At 36.8% G+C, this 19250-nt stretch carries 19 protein-coding genes; 5 read left to right on the forward strand and 14 right to left on the reverse strand.

Annotated features, from left to right (window positions below; genetic code table 11):
• Positions 1-9 precede the first annotated feature (9 nt).
• Entirely contained in the window at positions 10-945 is a 936-nt protein-coding gene (locus tag AAHI99_RS07285; RefSeq protein ID WP_342227598.1) for a sugar kinase, read from the reverse strand.
• A gap of 225 nt (positions 946-1170) precedes the next feature.
• Between AAHI99_RS07285 and eda the strand changes: the two genes are divergently transcribed.
• Positions 1171-1806 (forward strand): bifunctional 4-hydroxy-2-oxoglutarate aldolase/2-dehydro-3-deoxy-phosphogluconate aldolase, encoded by a 636-nt coding sequence (gene eda, locus AAHI99_RS07290; RefSeq protein WP_342227599.1) that lies wholly within the window; start codon positions 1171-1173, stop codon positions 1804-1806.
• Positions 1807-1890: 84 nt separating this feature from the next.
• Positions 1891-3657, forward strand: coding sequence for a ShlB/FhaC/HecB family hemolysin secretion/activation protein (locus AAHI99_RS07295; protein ID WP_342227600.1), 1767 nt, complete (start codon positions 1891-1893; stop codon positions 3655-3657).
• 152 nt (positions 3658-3809) lie between these two features.
• On the opposite strand, the gene AAHI99_RS07300 is transcribed toward AAHI99_RS07295, so the two are convergent.
• A complete protein-coding gene (locus tag AAHI99_RS07300; RefSeq protein ID WP_342227601.1) occupies positions 3810-4283 on the reverse strand; it encodes a hypothetical protein in 474 nt (157 codons plus the stop codon).
• A 291-nt stretch (positions 4284-4574) separates the two neighbouring features.
• Here AAHI99_RS07300 and AAHI99_RS07305 point away from each other — a divergent pair, with 291 nt between their 5' ends.
• Entirely contained in the window at positions 4575-5306 is a 732-nt protein-coding gene (locus AAHI99_RS07305; RefSeq protein ID WP_342227602.1) for a CADD family putative folate metabolism protein, read from the forward strand.
• 72 nt (positions 5307-5378) lie between these two features.
• Here the strand turns inward: AAHI99_RS07305 and murA are convergent, their stop codons facing one another.
• The 7 genes from murA to AAHI99_RS07340 form a co-directional block, all read right to left on the reverse strand.
• Positions 5379-6653 carry a UDP-N-acetylglucosamine 1-carboxyvinyltransferase gene (gene murA / locus AAHI99_RS07310; RefSeq protein WP_342228378.1) on the reverse strand — a complete coding sequence of 425 codons (1275 nt, stop codon included), beginning with the start codon at positions 6651-6653 and terminating at the stop codon, positions 5379-5381.
• Between the two features lie 145 nt (positions 6654-6798).
• The gene (locus tag AAHI99_RS07315) at positions 6799-7113 is read right to left on the reverse strand and encodes an STAS domain-containing protein (RefSeq protein WP_342227603.1); all 315 of its coding nucleotides are present in this window, start codon (positions 7111-7113) and stop codon (positions 6799-6801) included.
• A gap of 5 nt (positions 7114-7118) precedes the next feature.
• The gene (locus AAHI99_RS07320) at positions 7119-7718 is read right to left on the reverse strand and encodes an ABC transporter substrate-binding protein (protein ID WP_342227604.1); all 600 of its coding nucleotides are present in this window, start codon (positions 7716-7718) and stop codon (positions 7119-7121) included.
• Positions 7715-8185 (reverse strand): outer membrane lipid asymmetry maintenance protein MlaD, encoded by a 471-nt coding sequence (mlaD, locus tag AAHI99_RS07325; protein WP_342227605.1) that lies wholly within the window; start codon positions 8183-8185, stop codon positions 7715-7717. Before mlaD ends, AAHI99_RS07320 begins: the two co-directional genes overlap by 4 nt.
• Positions 8186-8974 carry a lipid asymmetry maintenance ABC transporter permease subunit MlaE gene (gene mlaE, locus AAHI99_RS07330; protein ID WP_342227606.1) on the reverse strand — a complete coding sequence of 263 codons (789 nt, stop codon included), beginning with the start codon at positions 8972-8974 and terminating at the stop codon, positions 8186-8188.
• 3 nt (positions 8975-8977) lie between these two features.
• Positions 8978-9769 carry an ATP-binding cassette domain-containing protein gene (locus AAHI99_RS07335; protein WP_342227607.1) on the reverse strand — a complete coding sequence of 264 codons (792 nt, stop codon included), beginning with the start codon at positions 9767-9769 and terminating at the stop codon, positions 8978-8980.
• Position 9770: 1 nt separating this feature from the next.
• Positions 9771-10448, reverse strand: a complete 678-nt coding sequence (locus tag AAHI99_RS07340; RefSeq protein WP_342227608.1) for a thiol:disulfide interchange protein DsbA/DsbL — start codon at positions 10446-10448, stop codon at positions 9771-9773.
• A 579-nt stretch (positions 10449-11027) separates the two neighbouring features.
• On the opposite strand from AAHI99_RS07340, the gene AAHI99_RS07345 reads away from it, so the two are divergent.
• Both AAHI99_RS07345 and rpiA read left to right on the forward strand, forming a co-directional pair.
• On the forward strand, positions 11028-11243 hold the full coding sequence (locus tag AAHI99_RS07345) for a hypothetical protein (protein ID WP_342227609.1): 216 nt from the start codon (positions 11028-11030) through the stop codon (positions 11241-11243).
• A gap of 113 nt (positions 11244-11356) precedes the next feature.
• The gene (gene rpiA, locus AAHI99_RS07350) at positions 11357-12025 is read left to right on the forward strand and encodes a ribose-5-phosphate isomerase RpiA (RefSeq protein ID WP_342227610.1); all 669 of its coding nucleotides are present in this window, start codon (positions 11357-11359) and stop codon (positions 12023-12025) included.
• A gap of 4 nt (positions 12026-12029) precedes the next feature.
• Here the strand turns inward: rpiA and ahcY are convergent, their stop codons facing one another.
• The 5 genes from ahcY to AAHI99_RS07375 all read right to left on the reverse strand — a co-directional run bounded on the left by ahcY (position 12030) and on the right by AAHI99_RS07375 (position 19246).
• Positions 12030-13346, reverse strand: coding sequence for an adenosylhomocysteinase (ahcY, locus tag AAHI99_RS07355; protein WP_342227611.1), 1317 nt, complete (start codon positions 13344-13346; stop codon positions 12030-12032).
• A 167-nt stretch (positions 13347-13513) separates the two neighbouring features.
• Positions 13514-14701, reverse strand: a complete 1188-nt coding sequence (metK, locus tag AAHI99_RS07360; protein ID WP_342227612.1) for a methionine adenosyltransferase — start codon at positions 14699-14701, stop codon at positions 13514-13516.
• Between the two features lie 136 nt (positions 14702-14837).
• Positions 14838-16121, reverse strand: a complete 1284-nt coding sequence (locus AAHI99_RS07365) for an MFS transporter (RefSeq protein WP_342227613.1) — start codon at positions 16119-16121, stop codon at positions 14838-14840.
• Positions 16115-17434, reverse strand: coding sequence for an MFS transporter (locus AAHI99_RS07370; RefSeq protein WP_342227614.1), 1320 nt, complete (start codon positions 17432-17434; stop codon positions 16115-16117). Before AAHI99_RS07370 ends, AAHI99_RS07365 begins: the two co-directional genes overlap by 7 nt.
• A 114-nt stretch (positions 17435-17548) precedes the next feature.
• Complete coding sequence (locus tag AAHI99_RS07375) at positions 17549-19246, reverse strand: hypothetical protein (protein WP_342227615.1); 1698 nt, start codon at positions 19244-19246, stop codon at positions 17549-17551.
• Between the last annotated feature and the right edge of the window lie 4 nt (positions 19247-19250).

Below are 19250 nucleotides of genomic sequence, written 5' to 3' on the forward strand. Positions count from 1 at the left end.
TTCTTATCCTCAAAATAATTTTGGCATTATTGTTCGGGGAATAATAGCGCCTGGTTGAGTTATAACTTTTGCAGCGAGCTCATGGCCATATAGGCATGATTTGACCGGATCAAAACCTAATAGACGTGCCGCTAAATAAGCACTATTAAACGAATCTCCAGCCGCAGTGGTATCAATTATTTTATCCACTAAGCAGCTTGAAACTCTCTGTTGATGATTAGCTGTAGCAACTAAAGCAGCCTCGGCTCCACATTTAACGACTATTTCGGACACTCCATTTTTGAGCAATCGTTGCACACAAGCCTCTGGAGTAGCATCAGCAAATACTAATTGATCGTCAATAAAAGTAGGTAAAGCAATATTTACATATTTTAAAAAAGCTTGAATCACTTTTTTTGCTGACTCGGGACTAGGCCATAGTGAGGGTCGATAATTCGAATCAAAAATAATTTGTGCACCTGCTTGTTTAGCTTTTTGTAAAATATCTGCTAAATATTCTCGACTCGCTGCATCGAGTATCGCTAAAGTAATTCCTGAAAAATAGAGATAATCCATACCTGCTAATTGCTGAGATAAATCGATTAGATTATCTCCTTTAAATAATTCTCGCGCTGCCGATTCGGAACGATAAAAATAGAATTCTCTTTCCCCTTTATTATCGGTACGAATTAAATAAAGACCCGGTAATTTATTATTAATACGACTAATTAAATCAGTTTTAAGCCCTTCTTTTTGCCAATCCAATAACATTTGATCACTATAGACATCCTGTCCTAAGGCGGTTACATAATGAATATCTAAAGCTTGGTTTTGTAATAATCTGCGCAAATAAATCGCAAAATTTAAGGTATCTCCCGCAAATGCAAGAGATAGTGAAGTGGGGGTTTGCTGTGATAATTCCAGCATTGCTTCTCCAATCACACCAATTTGCTTAATTTTAATCATAAGCCTCTTTATTTAGGTTATGTCTCAGACCGTATAGCTTCGCTAATATACTCACAGCAATTGGGGTTTTGGCAAGGCGCCGCGAGAATGAAGCAACCGGAGTGTATTGGAATACATGAGGATTGCGAATTGAGCGGCAACACAGACAAAAATCCAAGTGCGAAGAGTATATTTGCTTGGTAAAAAAGAGGAGAGTATTATGCACTATAACTTTATAGGACATCGATGCTTACTTTAATTGATATTCTAGGCCAAAATCGTATCATACCGATTATTGTAATCGATAAAGTTGAACATGCAATTCCTCTAGCTGAAATACTGCTTAAATCTGGATTTAAGGTTTTAGAAATTACCTTGCGCACGGCTTGCGCCTTAGCCGCTATCGAGAAAATAAATATTACCTTCCCTGAAGCTATAGTCGGGGCAGGCACTATTGTCGACGTTAAGCAATTCTCACAGATAAAATCTGTAGGAGCAAAATTTGCGGTTAGTCCTGGTTTAAACAAGCACTTAGTGCTTGAAGCTGAAAAGCATAATATTCCCTACATGCCAGGTATTGCTACCGTTAGCGAAGCACTATTAGCGCATCAGCTCAAGCTAAAATATCTTAAATTTTATCCTGCTGAAAGCATGGGTGGCATCAAAACACTGCGAGCTGTTGCAGAAATTTTACCTTTACATTTTTGTCCGACCGGCGGCATTCATGCTGATAATCTTCTTAACTATCTGAACTTGGCTTATGTTTCTTGTGTCGGTGGAACTTGGATAGCACCGCGCAAGCTGATTGCTAAAGGTGCATTTGACGAAATAGCTAATTTAGCTAATCAAGCTCAGAAAATTCTAACAACAATTTCCGTTTAATAAAAAAGAAAAATTCAATAACTATTGATTAATCATTAAGGTCTACTAAACTTTTCTTAGATTTTCTTACGGATAATTAACTAAATGGATATTAGACAATTTCGAGCAGTAAAAACCCAGTTTGCAAAACTTCTTAGCTATTGTGTTTATTTTCTGTTGCTTATTTTTCCAAGCTTTGCATTAGCTGATGTCATCAGTTCACTCTCTCCAGGACAAGTACAACAACAATTACGAAATACAGTCAGTATCCAGCAAGCGGTCAGTGCAAATGGACCGGTTATCTCACCCATTGCAGCGGTGCCTATTCGTCCCGCTATTTCAGTACCGCCCAGTATGCGCAGACCTTTCGTTTTACGTTCTGTATGCATTAGCGGATCGACTGTTTACTCACAAACAAGTCTACAGGCTTTTTTCCGACCTTATCTCAATAAAAGAATCAGCTACCAAGAATTAGAAAAGATAAATCAGCAAATTACATTAAAATATTTAAAAGATGGTTATATTCTTACTCGAGCCACTTTACCAGTACAAAACTTGTCATCTGGATATGTTCATATAGAAATTTTAGAGGCTTATGTGGATCAGGTTAATGTTATTGGTAAAACCCATGGTTTAGAAAACTATCTGGATAATTATGCTCTACAATTAAAAAAATCGCGTCCATTACGATTAAAAATTTTACAGCATTACATCTTATTATTAAATCGCCTGCCTGGTGTTACAGCTACGTTAAAAAGAAGTCCTGAGTTAGCTAATTCTGGCGCACAAAATCTTACGTTTGTCATTAAACAACGTCGTTTTATTCCCAATGCCTTATTAAATAATAACCAAAACCGTTATTTAGGTGGACAAAATCTATTTTTAACAGCGAATATGTATTCCTTGTTGCAAGGAGGTGATTCAACTGTAGTAACGGCTGCAACTGCACCATTCGATCCAAAAGTTTTACAATATTATTATATATTACATAACTTCCCTATCGGGATTAATGGCAACCATCTCGATATTTATACTGATTACACCCAAATAAAACCTAGTCTCAACATTCCACCCGCTAGTGTTGCCGGTAAAGCAGGAGAGCTAGGCGCTTATTTTTATCATCCGTTTATTTTACAAACCAATGATAAATTAGAAGGACGATTAGCATTTGGTTATTATCGCAGCAAAACGTCTTCCTTTAATGGCGTAGCTAATGGTCCTGATGCTATCGTAAGACTCCCTTCATTACGCGCCAAAGCCATTTATGAACGTACTCGAACTCGATATTTTGATAGAATGGAAGCTGAACTAAGTCAAGGTATCCACATATTCGGAGCAAATACTGCACCGCCACCACCCCCAGGCATCCCTAATCCTTATGTTGGCTATACCAAATTTTATTATTATGTCACACATATACAAAAGTTAACTAAATCCTTTTCGGTGCTAATAGACTCTATGGGGCAGTATGCTTTTAATCCGTTAGCCCCAGTGGAAAAAATTCCTTATGGTGGCGGCCTACCTTACGGACAGGCTTATGATCCTGGTGAAATTATTGGCGATCAAGGACTCATGGGTGGCTTAGAATTACGTTACAATACTTTTCCAAAATCATTCAACGCTATTCAATATTTTACTCGTTATGATATTGGTAAAGTCTGGAACAAAAATGTAGCTCCAGCTTTCTTTTTAAACAACATATACAGTGATGCTTCGTTAGCTGCTGGAATAAGATTATTGTTAAGTAAAGACTTTCGTCTGCAATTAGCTGTCGCAAGACCAATGACTAATCCGGTTCAAGCACAAGTAGAAAGTGGTCATAATGGTAAAAGTTTACGTTTCTTCTTCACTTTTAGCTATACACCATTTTAATAACGGAAGAAAAATACAATTATATAGAATTTAAATTATTACGAGTTTCACATTTATTTTAGTTTAAGTACTTGTTGATATTATTTGTAAAAACCGGCAATCAAACGAAAAATTAAATAGCAAAACTCGTAAATAATTAATATTTTTAATTTTTAAAGTCTGAGTCCAGATATTATATTCCCTACGTTTACCGGTAGAGCTGGCAAGGCAGGTAAACCTGCTGGTAATGTAATACCAGGTAACGCGAATGCTCCGCCTGGTGTATTGATACCTAGTATCGTTCCATTGCTTTCCAATAACTGAACAGAATCAAGGCCCGTAAATCCTGCCGCTTCTAAATCAAGCACATCGGCAGATGAAAGTGCACGCAGATTAACACCCTCTAAACCTGGTACAATTCCAGCCACATCGATACCGCTTGGACCGAGCACATCTAATAAGTTAGTCAAAGACCCAGTAGTAGTACCCGTAGCACCAGTACCTCCGGCAGCACCCGTAGCTCCTGTAGCACCAGCTGCTCCGAGGCCACTTAATCCACCACCACTACCGCCGCCACAACCCGTTAATACAACAGAAGTCGCTAAAACCCCTGCAATTAAGTAAGCAGTTGTTTCTGATTTCTTCATATGAAAACTCCCTTTAATAGCTATTAAAGAATAAAATAATGCACTTTATCGTAGGAGTTAAAGCAAATAGTGTCAAATTAGACTAATTATGTAAATTTTTTAGGCAAATAATCAAAATTGATTTTGTTTTTAAATAAAATTTGCGTTTTTGAAAAATACACTCTATTAAGTAAACCTTTAAAGCAATATGCGCTTAAAAGTTGGTAATATTTGAGACATATTCTCGGTTTTAGATTTGAGACTAAATTCGGTATAATGTTTCACTCTAAACCAAATAAGGAGAAAGGCACTATGACTATGCAAACAGTGGATAATACGCTTAATGATATTTTGCAAATCAATTACATGCAGCAACTTGATAGACAACTGAATGAAAACCATTTACTTAAACATCCTTTTTATCAAGCTTGGTCTGCTGGTAAGTTGTCATTAGACAATCTTCGCAATTATGCTTGTCAGTATTATCACCATGTGGATGCTTTTCCTCGTTATATCAGCGCCACGCATAGCAATTGTCAAAATTCTGAGGCACGAAAAGTATTATTAGACAATTTAAACGATGAAGAAGGGATGAATGGTCTCGATAGTCATCCGGTTTTATGGTTGCAATTTAGCAAAGGACTCGGTTTATCAGAAGCTGCCGTCATTAGCAGTGCACTTTTTCCCGAAACGAAACAATTCATTGATGAATTTATGGCTCTTTCACGTTCTTCTTATGCAGAAGGCTTAGGTGCTTTATACGCTTACGAACGTCAGATTCCGCAAACAGCTGCCAGTAAAATCACTGGATTGAAACAATTTTATGATATTGTCGATGAAGCTACCTTAAAATTTTTCTTAGTCCATCTTGAAGCGGATGTAGAACATGCCGAAGCCACTAAAACACTCATAAAAAATTTACCTATGGAAGAAAAATTAGCAGCAGAAAAAGCCGCTAAAAAAATAGCTAAATCGATTTGGGATATGCTAAGTGGTATACAAGCACGAACGATGACCAATGTTTGTGAGGCTACAGTAGTTTAATATCCATCCTAGAAATTTAATTAGAAGTTTATAAGTTGCATAGCAATTTATAAATTTCTAGTTTTTTAATTATCAACTGCCATCTAATACTGACACACGGCGAATCTTTCCGCCCAACTGCGATAATTTTTCTTCGATGCACTCATAACCGCGATCTATATGATAAATTCTATTTACGGTCGTTTCACCTTCAGCCGTTAAACCTGCCAATACTAAACTTGCTGAAGCTCGTAAATCGGTAGCCATAACTTCTGCGCCCATTAATCTATCGACACCTTTACAGATAGCAACATTACCTTTTAAGGTAATGTCAGCGCCCATGCGGCGCATTTCTTGCACATGCATAAAACGATTCTCAAACACTGTTTCAGTAATAATTCCGGTTCCTTCCGCAGTAATATTAAGCGCCATAATTTGCGCTTGTGCATCAGTTGGAAAAGCAGGATAGGGTGCAGTACTTACATTAACGGCTTTGGCGCGTTTATTCCGCATATCAAGTTCGATCCAGTGATCGCCAATAGCAATTTCTGCCCCTGCTTGACGCAATGTATAAATAACCGCATCTAAAGTGTTTGCCTGAATATCTTTTAGACGGATAAAACCTCGTGTGCAAGCAACTGCAATTAAATAAGTAGCCGCTTCTATTCGATCCGGCAAAATTCGATAATAACCTCCAGTTAATTGCTCTACACCTTCGATAGTAATTGTATCTGTTCCTGCATCACTAATATTTGCCCCAATGCTATTCAAAAAATTGGCTAAATCAACAACTTCTGGCTCACGCGCCGCATTTTTGATAACCGTTTTACCTTTGGCTAAGGTCGCGGCCATCATTAAATTTTCAGTTCCGGTGACCGTTATCGTATCGAGATCGATGAATGCACCTTGTAAGCGTCCTTTAGTTTTGGCTTTAATATAGCCATTTTCTATTTCGATTTTTGCACCCATGGCTTCTAGTCCTTGAATATGTAAATTGACTGGACGTGTACCAATCGCACAACCACCAGGAAGCGAGACGATAGCTTCACCACAACGAGCGAGTAATGCACCTAGAACTAAAATGGATGCGCGCATTTTTCTTACTAATGCATAGGGGGCGTAGGAATCAATCAGTTCACGAGAACGCACTTCTAAACTCATGCGCTCACCTATAGTAAATTGTGCTCCCATACCACTTAAAAGTTCCACCATGGTGGTAACATCTTGTAGGTGAGGAACATTAAATAAAGTAATAGGTTCCTCTGATAATAAGCAGGCTGCTAAAATAGGTAAGGTTGCATTTTTCGCACCAGAAATTCTGACTTCACCTTGTAATGGGATGCCACCTCTAATAATTAGTTTATCCACCATTTATCTCTCTATCTCTATTTTTATACCTTGTATATTTATCCATGCGCAGCATTTCTTTAAATATGTAACTTTTGAGTAGAAATTCCCAAGATAGGTAAAATATTTATCTCGGGTGAGCATTTAAGCTTTTTTTGCTTTAGATCTATCCAGAGGAACGATTTATAGGCAATATTTTTTCTAAATCTGATACTCGAATAATGGCAAGCATTTGTGTAGGTAAAGCTACAAAACGAATTTTTTGATCACGTTGTTTTAGCATTCGTGTCCAAGCAATCAATAATGCCACTCCACTACTATCACTTTGAGTGACATCTTCTAAATTAAAAAGAACTAACGAAGTTTTATCATTTTTTAAGATATTTTGGCTGTGCAGCCACATACCCGGTACGGTATAGGTATTTAAAGCCCCTGATAAAACATAATGATCTTTTTTAAAGTGTAAGGATGGCTTGTTCATCTAAGTTAATCACTTTGATTATTATGTTGTGCAAGTTTACTAATAAGGCCATCGATACCACTCTGGCGTAACTCTTCAACAAATTGAGAGCGAAAACTTTCTATGATACTCACGCCATCCACACTAAAATCATAAAGCTTCCACTGACCTTGCACTCGTAGCATTCGATAATTAAGATTAATCTGAGGACCTGATTCTCGGATGATGCGACTTTTAACTTCTACATAAGATTGATTATTAAAATCTTCGCGTAATGGCAAAAAAATTATGCGTTCATTCGTGTATTGGGCCAAAGCACTTGAATAAGTACGAACAAGTAACATAACAAATTGATCCTCAAAAGCTTGTTGTTGAGCGCGCGTGGCATTTGACCAAGCACGGCCCAAGGCTTTACTCGACATACTCTCTATATCAACATGCGGCAATAAAATTTGATCAACGATACCATAAACAATCTGTGGCTTTGTTTTAAGCGTCGCTTGATTTCGTTGTAGCTCTGAAATTAACTGATTCGAGGTATTTTGTAGCACTTCTATAGGCGATGAAATCGCCCAAGCCATTGTACACATGAATAACCCAAGCAATGCGACGATAACTTTTTTCACTTTTTTCCCCCTGAATTCTTTAAGCTAAATATTAATTGGCCAATAAGATCTTCTAAAATTAATGCGGGATGCGTATCTTGTACAATAGCATTATTATTTAAAAAAGTTTGAGCAAACCCTGGTGTTAAACTAATATAATTTGCCCCTAATAAGCCTTGAGTTAAAATACTTGCAGAAGTATCTACTGGCAATTGTTTATACTTTGAATCAATTTTCATCGTCACAACAGCTTTAAATTGAACGTTATCAAGTTTTATTGCGCTTACTTCCCCAATATGAACCCCTGCTAAAGACACAGGCGAGCGTACTTTTAATCCACCTACATTATCAAAAGCTGCTGTAATGTTATATCCATTCTCGCCTATTGAGCTACTTAATCCACTTACCTTAAAAGCCAAAACTAATAAAGCAAGAATCCCAAATAACATAAAAAAACCAACCCAAATTTCTATTATTCTCTCGCGCACTTACCAACCCCCCATCATCACTGCGGTTAATACAAAATCCAAGCCTAATACAGCCAGGGAAGAATACACAACGGTACGCGTTGTTGCTCGACCAATTCCTTGAGGAGTTGGAACGGTATCATATCCTTGAAACACAGCTATCCATGTAACAACACCACCAAATACTATGCTTTTTATAATTCCATTCACAATATCATCATGAAAATTAACAGCAGATTGCATAGCACTCCAAAATGTTCCGCTATCAACGCCCAACCAAACGACACCTACTAAATACCCGCCCCACACAGCAACTGCACTAAAAATAATCATTAATAAGGGCATACTGATAAAACCACCCCAAAAACGCGGTGAAATCACACGCCATAATGGATCCACACCCATCATTTCCATACTTGCAAGTTGTTCCGTAGATTTCATCAAACCAATTTCTGCTGTCAATGCTGAACCCGCACGACCTGCAAACAATAATGCTGTAACCACTGGTCCTAATTCTCGTACCACGCTTAAAGCAACCAATTGCCCTAATTGTTGACTTGCACCAAATTTATTTAAAGTATTATAGCCTTGCAATCCCACTACCATGCCAATAAATAACCCTGATAAGACAATAATGATTAAAGATAGTACGCCAATAAAAAATAGTTGTTCGATTAACAAAGGAAAACTTTTTTTAAACCGTGGTTTTCGTATTAATAAATGCGCTAAAAAAATCCCGGAACGACCAATGCTCATTAATAGCTGTAGACCAAACTGACCCAATAATCGAAATTTTTCTAATATCAACATATATTAATGCAGTAACTCTTGGCTATACTCAATAGCGGGATAATGAAAAGGGACCACGCCATCGGGTAAGCCTTGTAAAAATTGTTGAACCTCTGGATCCTTATCTATATGTACTTTCTCTGGCGTACCGTGACCAATAATTTTTCCGCTAGCAATCACATAAATATAGTCTGCAATACTTAGTGCTTCTTTTACATCATGAGAAACTAAGATCGTTGTAATACCTAAGGCTTTGTTTAGATCTGAAATAAGTTTTACAATCACGCCAAGTGCAATGGGATCCAAACCTGTAAAAGGTTCGTCATACATAATAAGCTCTGGATCTAGAACAATCGCTCGCGCTAAAGCGACACGCCGTGCCATACCACCTGAAAGTTGATTAGGCATAAGATTTTTAGCCCCACGTAAACCTACAGATTGTAATTTCATCAATACAATATCACGAATCATAAAATCAGGTAGTTCGGTATGTTCTCTTAAAGGAAAAGCAACATTTTCAAAAACACTCAGATTGGTAAATAACGCGCCGCTTTGAAATAAAATACCCATTTTACGACGTAATTCATAAAGTTGCGCTCGAGGCAATTTATTTATTAACTTACCATTGACATGGATATTGCCGCGTTTGGGTTTTAATTGGCCACCTATTAAACGCAGTAACGTAGTCTTACCACATCCACTTGGACCCATAATGGCCGTTATTTTACCCCGCGGGATATTTAATTCGATATCGGAAAAAACAGTACGTCCGTTACGACTAAAATATAAGCCTTGGATATTGACGAAATCACTCAAGTTATTCGTCCCCTTTTCTCACTTTTTCTATTAAATAATCAGTAACCTGCAAAAAGCGTGCGGGATCTCCGCCTATCATGCTGGGATCAACTTTATATCGATTATCAATAACTAACGTAGGTGCAGCAAGAATTTTATCTTCTTGCATTAAAGTATCACTTCTCAATAATTGTGCATCAATACCTGGGGAAAAACTAGCTATACTTTCAAACTCATGTTGTTTAACCCCATGTTTTATAAAGAATTCTTCTTGAAGCTTAGGATTTGATAAATCTTGTCCTTCAACATGAATAGCTTTAAATATAACAGGCGTCAATTCTTTTTCGACTCCCAACATTTTGGCAATATAAAAAGCTCGAGCTAAACTGCGCCAACTTGGTTGAAACACTATCGGTATGCGCTCAAATTTTACATAATTTGGCTGGGTTGCAAGCCATTTGTCTAAAGTTGGTTCAAAATGATAGCAGGCAGGACAAGCATAACTAAAAAACTCAATCACTTGTACTTGGGTTTTGGGTGCTGATTTCGGAATAATCTCCGACGTAGAAATAACTTCATAATCTTTTCCGGCTTTAAAGCTCGTCGGATGAGTTTTAGGATTATTATCTATTTTTCCACATGATGATAAAATAATAGATAAGGTTAAAAACAATAGGCTACGTAATCCCAATCTAAGCATACAGCCCCTCTTTATAATAAAAAACTAAAAGCCACTAAATCTTTTCAAAACTAACATATGTCTTTATCCCGTAAAGGCTCCTTAAGATATAGCATGCAAATCCCTTTTTCTTAAGGGCCATTGGAGACAGCCACTAAACCAACCCCATAATTTTGTAGTAGGTCTCATAAAATTGGCCAAGCATAACACAGCTTAGCAAAAAACGTTAAGCGGGGAAAAGAATACTTAGAAATAAAGCTCATTTTGAAGGCTAAAAATATAAATCAATTTACCAAGTAGGTAAATAAATCATTTTTCTAGACTTTTTTAAACTTTTTTGCACATTGAATTAGCAGCTTGGCACATAGTATAGTTTTAAAGAGATAGTATTTTGTCATTTTTTAGATATACCGTACGCACAAGCTTACCCATCTTAAAAACCTATACTCAGCAATCGTGATCATCTTGCATTGCAATGGGCATTAAAGTTGAATCTAAAACGTTAATAATCAAAGACAAATATTTTCTTCATAGAATACGATAAGGATTTAAACAACATGAATAGTTCTTATTAAACTATTTTTTTTATGGAGATTCACTATGTGGAATATATCAGAACCAATACGCTACCAAATAATTGCCCAATATCGAGATAATACCATTTTGGTCAATATTCTTGGTCAGGGCCTATATTTTATGCGCACAGCCCATCAAATTTTTACTACACCAACTCTTATCAGTGGCTTCTCACAAGTAGACGCTGCTTTAATAGGTTACATAGTAGGTTCGGAATCTCATAAATCTAAATTTGGGTGAAATGTGGTTTTACTTCTAAAATGATAGCTTTTTATAAAAATCAGTTATAGAAATTGCATGCAGTTTACGCTTATGTCAAAGTAACTTACCAAAATTGGACTGGGGAGATTTTAGTGAGAACAGAAAATCAGGAGCTTTTAAAAAGCAAAGTAGCCGAAGCTGCATTAGAATATATTAAAGCGGGCTCTATTCTAGGATTAGGAAGCGGTAGTACTGTCAATTTTCTTATTATGGCGTTAGCTCACATTAAACATAAAATTGAAGGAGTGGTCGCAGCTTCTGCCGAAACTGAAAAACGTTTAAAACAATTTAATATCCCTGTATTAGATCTAAATTGCACCGGTGAATTGGCCTTTTATATAGATGGAGCTGATGAAGTCAATCCACAACTGCAACTTATAAAAGGGGGGGGTGGAGCACTTACACGTGAAAAAATTATCGCCGCTGCCAGCAGAAATTTTATTTGCATCATTGATGAAAGTAAGTATGTCGGTATGCTAGGCCAAAAAAGTCTGCCATTAGAGGTTATTCCTATGGCACGCAGCTATGTTGCTAGAGAATTAGTAAAATTAGGTGGCTTTCCTATTTATAGAGAAAATTTTATTACCGACAATGGCAACATAATATTAGATACTCAACATTGGGATTTTACAGATCCCATTAAACTTGAGCGTTTATTAAATAATATTCCAGGTGTAGTGTGTAATGGTTTATTCGCCCAGCGTCCTGCAAATATTTTACTTATGGCTAGTAAAGAGGGCATTAAAATTTTTGAAAAATAAATTTTTAATAACGATAATAATCGGATTTATAGGGTCCTTGAGGCTTTACGCCAATGTAATGGGCTTGCTCAGAAGTCAGTTCTGTTAATTTAGCTCCAACTTTCTCTAAATGTAAACGAGCCACTTGTTCGTCCAACGTTTTAGGGAGCATATAAACCTTGCCTTTTTCATAACGATTATTATATTGCCATAACTCAATCTGCGCTAAAACTTGATTGGTAAATGAATTAGACATAACAAAACTAGGATGTCCTGTAGCGCAGCCTAGATTAACTAAACGACCTTCAGCTAATAGTAATAAACGCTTTTTATTCGGAAAATTTATCTGATCAACTTGTGGCTTAATATTTAACCAATTGAATTGACGTAACCCGGCTACATCTATCTCAGAATCAAAGTGCCCTATATTACAAACGATGGCCAAATCTTTCATCTGTTGCATATGGGATAAAGTGATAACATCTTTGTTGCCGGTAGCCGTTACAAATATATCTCCGAGTCCTGCTACATCATCCATGGTTACGACGCGATAACCTTCCATGGCAGCTTGTAATGCACAAATCGGATCAATTTCCGTGATCCATACAGTCGCGCCATAGGAACGCAGACTCTGAGCACATCCCTTTCCTACATCACCATAACCACAAACTACAGCAATTTTACCGGCGATCATAACGTCAGTCGCGCGTTTTAAAGCATCGATTAACGACTCTCTACAACCATAGAGGTTATCAAATTTGGATTTTGTTACTGAATCATTAACATTTATCGCTGGAACCAATAATGTTTTTTCTTTTTGCATTTGGTAAAGTCTATGTACACCTGTTGTAGTTTCTTCAGATACTCCTTTAATATCATGTAAAAGTTTAGGATGTTTTTCATGGAGTAATAAAGTGAGATCGCCCCCATCATCCAATAATAAATTTGGCATCCAACCATCGGGCCCATTTAAAGTTTGCTCAATACACCACCAAAATTCTTCTTCAGTTTCTCCTTTCCAAGCAAAAACTGGAATATTTCGAGCAGCTATTGCTGCTGCTGCATGATCCTGCGTAGAAAAAATATTGCAAGAAGACCAGCGCACTTCTGCGCCCAAATCAAGCAGTGTTTCAATTAAAACGGCTGTTTGTATGGTCATATGTAAACAACCTGCAATACGAGCGCCTTTTAAAGGTTTTTCGTGCCCGTACTTTTTGCGTAAAGCCATTAAACCTGGCATTTCTGTCTCAGCGATAGTGATTTCTCGCCGTCCCCATTCTGCTAAATTTAAATCAGCAACTTTATAGTCAGTAATGCTAGCTTTTAATTTTTCCGCGATCATAAATACTTTCTCAATAACTTAAATAAATATTAAATACCGTTCTTATATTCCAGAGTAGGTATTTTGGCTGGAATACCGCCTAGTGAAGCAAACTAGATGTATTAAAATACATAGAAGATTGCGAGCAGCAACACAGACAAAAATTCCAATTACTTGGAAACAATAATTTATAATTCTGTTACTTGTTTGATTTCATGGGTTAATAAGTCTGCGCGTAATAATTCCGTCTTATCAATTTTCTCCCACGGGAAATCTTCATTTTCACGGCCAAAATGACCATAGGTTGCGGTGGGCTTATAAATAGGTCTTAATAAATTAAGCATTTCAATTAAACCTCTTGGTCTTAAATCAAAATGCTGTTGAATTAACTCAATGATTCGTTTATCAGGTAATTTAGCCGTACCAAATGTATTAATATTTATAGATGTGGGTTCCGCAATACCGATAGCATAAGAAATCTGTATTTCACAACGATCAGCCAACCCTGCAGCAACAATATTTTTGGCAACATAACGTGCAGCATAAGCTGCCGAACGATCAACTTTGCTAGGATCCTTCCCGGAAAAACAGCCCCCGCCATGGCGCGCCATACCGCCATACGTATCCACAATTATTTTACGTCCTGTCAATCCTGTATCACCTAAAGGTCCGCCAATTACAAAACGACCGGTAGGATTTATATAATATTTTGTAGTTTTTGTTAACCACGCTGTTGGAAAAATAGGCTTTATAATTTCTTCCATTACGGCTTCTTTCAGATCGTCATAAGCAATATCAGGGGCATGTTGAGTAGAAAGCACGATAGCTTCCACGCCGATAGGTTTACCCTTTTGATAACGTAAACTTACCTGGCTTTTAGCATCAGGCCGCAACCAATTTAGACTGTTATTTTTACGTAGCTTTGCCTGACGTTCCATCAAACGATGTGCATAAGTAATAGCTGCAGGCATAAGTACATCGGTTTCATTACTTGCATAACCAAACATTAAACCCTGATCGCCTGCACCCTGCTCCAATTTATTGAGCTTATCCACTCCCTGAGCAATATCAGGTGATTGTTTCCCAATAGCTGTCATAACAGCGCAGGATTCCCAGTCGAAACCCATTGAAGAGCTATTGTAGCCAATCTCCTTTACGGTTTCTCTGACAATTTGTTCCACATCAACCCAAGCTGTTGTTGTTACCTCGCCAGCTACTAGCACCATACCTGTCTTAACTAGCGCTTCGCAGGCAACTCGAGCATTTTTGTCTTGAAGTAAAATTGCGTCTAAAACTGCGTCAGAAATTTGATCGGCAATCTTATCAGGGTGTCCTTCTGACACTGATTCTGAAGTAAAAGTTGTGTAACTATCCATTTTTTATTCTCAAACTTAAAAAAGAGAAGTGTGATTAAAAACCGAGCTTTAAAGCTAAAAAGAAGTATATACTAGCGAATCTTTTTTAAAATAGCCAATTAAGATATTGACTGAATCAATTTAGAACAACTTCTAATTAAGCACGTGGTTCTCGCATTAAAAATGTAGTGATAAAAGCAATACAAAATCCGATGGGTATAATGAGTAAAGCGCGATGATAATCACTGGGGGAATAAATTCTAAGTTGATTTGATACCGTTCCTTGAAAATTTGCATCCATCAACCAACCAAATAAAGGTTGAAAAATCGCGTAGCCTCCAATTGCCATAAAAGATACGACACTAACTGAAGTGGCAGTTAGACTTTTCGGATTACTGGCAGCAACTAAAGGATAACTCAATACCTGACTACTGGTAAAAAAACCTAAAGCAAAAAATAGCAAAGCGATAGTTAAAATAGAAAATCCTGGTACACAGATAATTGTAATAACTATTAACTGAGAAATTATGACTCCTAACATCATAAGCGGGATACGCTTTTGAATTTTATCAGATGCCCATCCTACAACAGGACCACCAATGATCGTCCCTATAAAAAGCAAGCTTGGCGCAAATGAAGCTTCTGTTGCAGAAAAATGATCCGCTTGCTGCAAAAATAAACTCCCCCAAATAGCACCTAAAAGCGCAATTGGTAGATTGAGCAAGGAGACATACAACCCACATAAACTATTTTGTGGATTTAAATAGGCGAGTCGCCAACTTTTAAAAAGTCCCAATTTAGAAAGCTCATGATGCGATTTTTTTTGTTCTTGATGTAAATTAGCTGGGTAATCTTGAACAAAACTTAAAATTACTAAGAAAATAATAACACCTAAACTTGCATCAAAAAATAAAGCATGGCGCCAACCTACTAATTCCACCAATAAAGTCAAAGGCGTTTGCGCTACCATCCCCCCCATCATGGCCATCGTAACGATTAAACCACTAACTAGAGCCATATTTTTTGCGGGAAACCAACGCGATGCGAGTCGAATACTGCTTAGAAAACAAAAAGCGCTACCGATACCGCTCATGAACCGAAATATAGATGCCCATACAAATGAACTTGTCATTGCAAAAGCAACAATACCAATAATGCAAAGAAACAAAGAAGAAAGAATAATTTTACGTGTCGAAAATCGGTCTAACAAAGCCCCCGCAATCGGTAAAAATAATAAATTGGCATAAAAGTAATAAGCCGATAACTTACCCAGTCCAGTTGCATTAAGAGAAAAGGCATGCATCAAATCAGCACTGATAGCATTGAACATATTCATTTGAATAAATTCATAGAAAAAAAACAGTGCCGCTGAAAAACAAACTATCCATGGCAGTTTTTTATCCATTATTGAAACATTCTCATGAACAGCTGAAGTCAGCATAGATTATTCTCTCGAATAAAAGGTTGGCAAAAGGTCTCACGTAAGCAACACGCAGCAAGTAAACTCACTAAAAAGGCTATCGGCATAATAGCCATACCATAACGATAATTACCGGGTGAATAGAAAGGCGCGCCTTGTAAGAAGGTTTGATCCCAATGTAAATCGATTAACCACCCAAATAAAGGTTGGAATACGGCACCGCCACCCATAATTAGAATTGAAGCTAAACTCGTAGAAGTGCCTGTCAGATGTCTAGGATTGCTTTCTGCAATCAACGGATAGCTAATAATTTGTGTACTAGTAAAAAAGCCTAATAATAAAAATAAAATAAGCAAGGTATAATAATGTAATACGGGTGTAAACATAATAATTAGCAAAACCAGTAAAGAAAACATAGCACCAATAATCATCAACAATCTTCGCCTACCAATAAAGTCAGAGAACCAACCTAGCAAAGGTGAGCCTATGATAGTCCCTAAAAAGATCATGGTTGCAACTAATGAAGCTCGGGTTTTCTCAAGGTGATGCACTTGTGTTAAATACAAAGTCCCCCATAATGCACCCAACAAAATAATTGGTAAATTTAAAAGACAGGTATAAATCCCTGCTAAAGTATTCTGTTTATTCTGTAAGGATAAACTAATACTTTTGATTACAGAAATAGGCTTACCGGCTTTATTTTCCGCCATTTTCTGCGATAGCTGATGCTTCGGATAGTCATAAACGAAGAAGTAAACCAATAGAGTAATAAATATCCCTAGTCCGGCATTCATCATTACAGCAGTGCGCCATCCTAATGCATGTACAACCAGAGCGAAAGGGGTTTGCGCCACTATTCCACCGGCCATAGCAATAGTAATAATAATACCAATCACCAACGCTAATCGCTGGGAAGAAAACCATCGCGTCGCTAGCTTAATACAGCTCAAAAAGCAAAAGGCGTTACCTATACCGGCTATAAAATGACTAAAAGCTGCTATTTCAAAAGATCTGCTTAAAGAAAACAAAATAGTAGAAAGAACAACCATAACCATCGCACTGAGTATAATAATACGGATTGAAAAGCGATCGACTAAGATTCCAGCAAATAATAAAAAAATAACATCTGCATAAAAGTAGGTTGCAGATAAAAAACCTAATTGACTCGCATTTATTGAAAAATCATGCATTAACTCTTGGCTAATCGAGTTAAACATACCCATCTGGATAAATTCGTAAAAGAAGAAGAGTGCGGCCGAAAGACAAACCAGCCAGGGTTGAATCTTAGAAAAACTGAGAGAGTCACAAATTCGCTTTAAGGTAGTTATGGCCATTAATGCCTCAAATAGAGAATAGACTTATAAACTTCTGTCTTTTATTTTTAGGGACTATTTGGGAAGCGTAGTGTATAGCAAGGCCAGTGTATTGTCCAAGTTAAATCAAACCTCCTATACTACTGTTATGTCGAATGCACTGACTGAACTATCATTTGAGAGCTTATCATCATTATGGGCTTCTACTTGTATTTGAGAAGCTTTAAAAGAAGGTTCAAAAAAAGTAGCTTTTAATGAAGATAAAGATTTCTCAGTTGCCATTACTCTTGCTTGAGTTAATAGACAATCATCCTCTTGAATACGATTACTGGCATAAGAATTCATGAAAGCAGCAATACTAGCGATACGGGAGACACATGAATCAGTAAATACCAAAGCCGCGTTACCCAGGGCATTGATAATCAATGCCAAAAACTCCACTATCTGCCCTAAATAATATTTTGTATCTTTTGTTAAGTTAGAATTAGAGTTCCTTTCATTAAATAAACTATTACACCAAGCGAGTGCGGTTTTCAAGGTAAAGGGTAAATCCCCTAAAATTGCGGCAATTGTTATGGCATCCGCAGCAACCCAACCTAATAATCCAGCCAAGGTGGTTGTCCCAGTAAAATCAAGATAAATCAACCCAAAAAAGGCAACAGCCATAACCAATACCTTAAAAATATAAACAAAAAACTGAGTAACCGTTATATTTTGCCATTTTTCTTGAATATTCCTTTTGAAATCTTCCCATGAAAACTGCGACTTTAAAACGCCATAAAAGGTTCTTAGCATAACGATGGTTAAGCCAATTAATAACGCAGCGGCTAATACCCCCAAAAAAGCAACAGTCAAATGTGGGCATGTTGCGGCCAATGCTGGACAAATAAGCGCTATCATTTTTGTACCTTCAAGGTAGGTAATTGCGGCTGCTGCAATTCCCACGGATAAAGAAAGAAACCCAGCAGGTAAAATTAAAAACTTCTTACTTCTAGATAATTGTAGATGATTATCTTTTTTGCAAAGATCTTGAAAAAATTGTGGGATATGCTGTGAGAAAAGCTGAAAATTGGCTCGGGTTCCTGCTAGGAAAATTAGCAAGCTTAGAGGAATCACAAATCCCAAAGGCAAACTAAATCCTACTGATAAGATGAAAATAGCAGCACCCGTACTCAATCCACAAGCTAATGATGCAATCAATCCTATACCAAAACCGCATCCATAAAGCAGTTTGTCAGACCAGAAAGAAAAAGTAGAAATTAATTCAGCGGCCTCTAAAAATACATTTTCAATTTCAAATGGGTAGTTAAATTTTTTATATTTTAAAAATTTATCAATAACTATTATTAAAGATTTCTTTTTAATAGCTGAATCAATATCTTCATCATGATAGATTTTTTTTAAGCAATTGAGTAAATGTTCGATCAATCTTTTTTCTTCATTATCTTCAGCAACTTGGCTAAATCTCTGTAAGTTTTGCACAACTACATTATATAAACCCCGGTGTATATACTTTCTAGTAGGCTTAGGTATCTTATTTTTAAACTTCATTAATTGACGTATTTTTTTTCTTTTGACCTCATCAATTTCATACCAATTTTCCATGAAATCAGACCAGGCTAAAATAAAACATAAACATTCAAATAAATTTTGTAACTCGTTTTTAGAGTCAAACTTGTTTACATCAAAATTATTATTTTTAACAAGCTGTAATTTCTTATTAGTTTTTTCACTTTGGATATTTTTGCCAAAAATTAGCTGGGCTGCTAAACCTGATGAATATAAATTTTTAACATACCCATCAGAATAGGTGATTGAAGCTTTATTTGGCATATAA

This window comes from Rickettsiella endosymbiont of Rhagonycha lignosa (assembly GCF_964031165.1).
GTDB lineage: Bacteria > Pseudomonadota > Gammaproteobacteria > Diplorickettsiales > Diplorickettsiaceae > Aquirickettsiella.

Excerpts from the sequence above, each read along its gene's own strand:
- AAHI99_RS07285 (WP_342227598.1), bottom strand. The coding sequence starts at position 945 with ATGATTAAAATTAAGCAAATTGGTGTGATTGGAGAAGCAATGCTGGAA.
- AAHI99_RS07295 (WP_342227600.1), top strand. The coding sequence starts at position 1,891 with ATGGATATTAGACAATTTCGAGCAGTAAAAACCCAGTTTGCAAAACTT.
- AAHI99_RS07305 (WP_342227602.1), top strand. The coding sequence starts at position 4,575 with ATGACTATGCAAACAGTGGATAATACGCTTAATGATATTTTGCAAATC.
- AAHI99_RS07375 (WP_342227615.1), bottom strand. The coding sequence starts at position 19,246 with ATGCCAAATAAAGCTTCAATCACCTATTCTGATGGGTATGTTAAAAAT.
- AAHI99_RS07365 (WP_342227613.1), bottom strand. The coding sequence starts at position 16,121 with ATGCTGACTTCAGCTGTTCATGAGAATGTTTCAATAATGGATAAAAAA.
- AAHI99_RS07315 (WP_342227603.1), bottom strand. The coding sequence starts at position 7,113 with ATGAACAAGCCATCCTTACACTTTAAAAAAGATCATTATGTTTTATCA.
- AAHI99_RS07345 (WP_342227609.1), top strand. The coding sequence starts at position 11,028 with ATGTGGAATATATCAGAACCAATACGCTACCAAATAATTGCCCAATAT.
- eda (WP_342227599.1), top strand. The coding sequence starts at position 1,171 with ATGCTTACTTTAATTGATATTCTAGGCCAAAATCGTATCATACCGATT.
- AAHI99_RS07340 (WP_342227608.1), bottom strand. The coding sequence starts at position 10,448 with ATGCTTAGATTGGGATTACGTAGCCTATTGTTTTTAACCTTATCTATT.
- AAHI99_RS07300 (WP_342227601.1), bottom strand. The coding sequence starts at position 4,283 with ATGAAGAAATCAGAAACAACTGCTTACTTAATTGCAGGGGTTTTAGCG.
- ahcY (WP_342227611.1), bottom strand. The coding sequence starts at position 13,346 with ATGATCGCGGAAAAATTAAAAGCTAGCATTACTGACTATAAAGTTGCT.
- AAHI99_RS07370 (WP_342227614.1), bottom strand. The coding sequence starts at position 17,434 with ATGGCCATAACTACCTTAAAGCGAATTTGTGACTCTCTCAGTTTTTCT.
- metK (WP_342227612.1), bottom strand. The coding sequence starts at position 14,701 with ATGGATAGTTACACAACTTTTACTTCAGAATCAGTGTCAGAAGGACAC.
- mlaE (WP_342227606.1), bottom strand. The coding sequence starts at position 8,974 with ATGTTGATATTAGAAAAATTTCGATTATTGGGTCAGTTTGGTCTACAG.